Annotated in this window: 2 protein-coding genes; both read left to right on the top strand. The window is 41.3% G+C overall.

The window, feature by feature from the left end:
* The first annotated feature begins 153 nt into the window (after positions 1-153).
* A complete protein-coding gene (locus tag MF4642_RS16210) occupies positions 154-423 on the top strand; it encodes a hypothetical protein (RefSeq protein WP_004696516.1) in 270 nt (89 codons plus the stop codon).
* A gap of 294 nt (positions 424-717) precedes the next feature.
* Entirely contained in the window at positions 718-3357 is a 2640-nt protein-coding gene (locus MF4642_RS16205; protein WP_078426851.1) for a bifunctional aconitate hydratase 2/2-methylisocitrate dehydratase, read from the top strand.
* Positions 3358-3817: the final 460 nt, after the last annotated feature.

Genomic DNA, 3817 nt, shown 5'->3' with positions numbered 1-3817 from the left:
CTCGATCGGTCACTTTACCTAGGCAAAAAGGTTCCATTTTTGCCCATTGGGCATCAGTAAGTATGTATCTATCCATAGTACTATTATAAATTAATCAGTAGCCTTTGTTAATTCTCAACAAGCCCTAGAATAAAAAAATGAGAGGAGCAGAAAATGGAAGTTGTTGGCTATTTAAATCACGCAGATTTACTCTTGGAAGATGAAAATGGTGTGGCCGTAATTGGCGGTGGTCATTATGTCCTTAGCTTGGGTGACCATGTATACTTCAAACACGCACTTGACCATGAACCTACACGAATTTCAGTACAAATTTCTTTTGCAAGCTCTGCACATCAAAATTTACATGAGGACGAAATTCAGATGAAATTTGAAGGCTGTCGTGAAAGTTTCAAACAATATATTCAAGCGACAACGGTACACTAAGGTTGAATATTTATATTGCGTAAAAAGAGGCAACATAGGTTGCCTTTTTTGTTTTTAAATGGCAGTTCAAAGTTAATGTGAAACAATTCCAAACGATCTGACTATATTGCTGTTTTTATGTCCAATCGATATGAACATCATTTAGTTAGAAAATAATGGGCATCACGAAGAAACACTTGAAGCGCATTAACTTTTAACTGGAATTTTAGTAAAATTAAGCAGTCCATATTATTTGCGTAGCTTTATTTAAAGCAGGAATACGTAAATAATTTTTTAAAAAAGAGGAATAACACCGTGCTAGAAGCTTACCGCCAACACGTTGCAGAACGTGCCGCACTCGGAGTCCCACCGAAGCCACTTGATGATGCTCAAACAGCTGCATTAGTTGAATTATTAAAAAACCCACCAGCTGGCGAAGAAGCATTTTTAGTTGATTTACTAGAAAACCGTGTTCCAGCGGGTGTTGACCAAGCTGCATATGTTAAAGCTGCATTCTTAGCTGCTTTGGCTAAAGGCGAAGCGACTTCTCCACTAATTTCTAAAGAACGTGCGGTTTACTTACTAGGCACTATGCTTGGTGGTTATAACGTTGCTCCTTTAGTTGCTCTTCTTGACGATGCAGCACTTGCAGAATTAGCGGCTGAAGCGCTTAAGAAAACACTTCTAGTATTTGATGCATTCCATGACGTTGCTGATAAAGCAAAAGCTGGTAACGCAAATGCTCAAGCAGTTATGCAGTCTTGGGCTGACGCTGAATGGTTCACTAGCCGTAAAGACGTTCCGACTGAAATCAAACTGACTGTTTTCAAAGTAACTGGCGAAACCAACACTGACGACTTGTCACCTGCACAAGACGCTTGGAGCCGTCCAGACATTCCATTGCACGCAAATGCAATGTTGAAAAACGTACGTGACGGAATCAATCCAGAAGTTCCTGGTGAAGTGGGTCCACTTAACCAGATTAAAGAACTGATCGCGAAAGGCAACCAGGTTGCTTACGTGGGTGACGTTGTTGGTACAGGTTCATCTCGTAAATCTGCAACTAACTCTGTACTTTGGTTCTTCGGTGACGACATCCCGCACATCCCGAACAAAAAAGACGGTGGTTACTGCCTAGGTTCTAAAATCGCTCCGATTTTCTTCAACACCATGGAAGATGCGGGTGCATTACCGATCGAGATCGATGTTGCCAACATGAACATGGGCGACGAAATCGTTCTTAAGATCGATCACGCTTCTGCTAAAGTAACTGCGTTCAAAGACGGCGCGCAAATCGCTGAAGCTGAACTTAAAACTCCAGTACTTCTTGACGAAGTTCGTGCTGGTGGTCGTATTAACCTGATCGTAGGTCGTGGTTTGACGACTAAGGCTCGTGAAGCTTTAGGTCTTCCAGTATCTACAATGTTCCGTACTCCGGTTCAGCCTGCTGCAACTGGTAAAGGTTTCACTCAAGCTCAGAAGATGGTTGGTCGCGCTTGTGGTCTTCCTGAAGGTCAAGGTGTACTTCCAGGTACTTACTGTGAACCTAAGATGACTACTGTTGGTTCGCAAGATACAACAGGTCCAATGACTCGTGACGAATTGAAAGACTTGGCTTGCCTAGGTTTCTCTGCTGACCTTGTTATGCAATCTTTCTGTCATACAGCTGCTTATCCAAAACCAGTTGACGTTCAAATGCAACACTCGCTTCCTGATTTCATCATGAACCGTGGTGGTGTGTCTTTACGCCCAGGTGACGGTATTATTCACTCTTGGTTAAACCGTATGCTTCTTCCGGATACCGTTGGTACTGGTGGTGACTCGCATACACGTTTCCCAATCGGTATTTCATTCCCGGCGGGTTCTGGTCTTGTAGCGTTCGCTGCAGCAACTGGTGTTATGCCACTAGATATGCCTGAATCTGTACTTGTGAAGTTCAAGGGTAAAATGCAGCCTGGTATCACGCTACGTGACCTTGTACATGCAATTCCTTACTACGCAATTAAGGAAGGTGACTTAACTGTAGAGAAGAAAGGTAAGAAAAACATCTTCTCTGGTCGTATCCTTGAGATCGACTTAACAGAAATGGAAACTGACCTGACTGTTGAGCAAGCATTCGAACTTTCTGATGCTTCTGCTGAACGTTCAGCTGCTGGTTGTTCTATTACGCTTTCTGAAGAGAAAGTTGCTGAATACCTTCGTTCAAACATCACCATGTTGAAGTGGATGATTTCTGAAGGTTATGGCGATGCGCGTACTATGGCTCGTCGTGTTGAGAACATGGAAAAATGGTTGGCTAACCCAAGCCTGATCAAAGCGGATGCTGATGCTGAATACACCAAAGTGTATGAAATTGATCTTGCAGACATCAAAGAACCTATTCTTTGCTGCCCGAACGATCCAGATGATGCAAAACTTCTTTCTGATGTTCAAGGCGCGAAAATTGACGAAGTATTCGTTGGTTCTTGTATGACGAACATCGGTCACTTCCGTGCGACTGGTAAATTGTTAGAGAAAGTTCCTGGTGGTGCGTTGTCAACTCGTTTGTGGATTGCTCCACCTACGCGTATGGACGAACATCAGTTGATGGAAGAAGGTTTCTATAACATTTATGGTAAAGCTGGCGCGCGTACTGAAATGCCAGGTTGTTCATTATGTATGGGTAACCAAGCACGTGTAGCGCCGAACACGACTTGTGTATCGACTTCTACTCGTAACTTCCCGAACCGTTTAGGTCAAGGTGCTAACGTTTACTTAGCTTCTGCTGAACTTGCTTCTGTTGCTGCTGTATTGGGTAAATTGCCTTCTCCAGAAGAATACCAACAGTACGCAGCTCAAATTGACAGCATGTCAGCTGACATCTATCAATACTTAAGCTTTGACAAGATGAGCGAATATACTAACGCTGCTAAAGACGTTGATACGAAGAAAATTGCTGCTGCTCAATTAACTTAATTGTTGATTAAAAAGTAGTTTAGAATAAGGGCTGATTTATCAGTCCTTATTTTTTTATGAAAAATTATTACGAAGAAAAATTTGATTCATTATTTACAGAATTTGATCCAAAAAAAGCATTAGAAAAAATAGTCGAAGACTTACTATATAAATGTTCACAACCAAAATATTTTGATTATAAAAATAAATTTGATATGTTTTGGCAGTCAAATTTTATTAAGCTACTTACAGTTGATGAGGTTAGGAGTGAGAATTATATTTTGGCTCTAAGTCAGTATATTCGATATACAATTACGGATAAAAATATTTGTATAAATTATCTAAAACTTGATAGGCTTTGTTGCACAAAGATTTGAAATGCAAAGCGCCCCTAATTGAGCCAAATTTAAGGCGTAACTTGGGTAAGTGGTCGACCTAATTCCGTAAATCTGTTAAGGACTGCTACACGTGCATGGATTTC

The organism is Acinetobacter sp. MF4642 (genome assembly GCF_002018925.1).
Lineage (GTDB): Bacteria > Pseudomonadota > Gammaproteobacteria > Pseudomonadales > Moraxellaceae > Acinetobacter > Acinetobacter johnsonii.
The sequence above is the reverse complement of the archived record's forward strand: the minus strand, read 5'-3'. Positions and strand labels throughout refer to the sequence as shown.

What these genes read in the sequence shown, in the direction of transcription:
- MF4642_RS16210 (WP_004696516.1), top strand. Translation starts at nt 154, where the DNA reads ATGGAAGTTGTTGGCTATTTAAATCACGCAGATTTACTCTTGGAAGAT.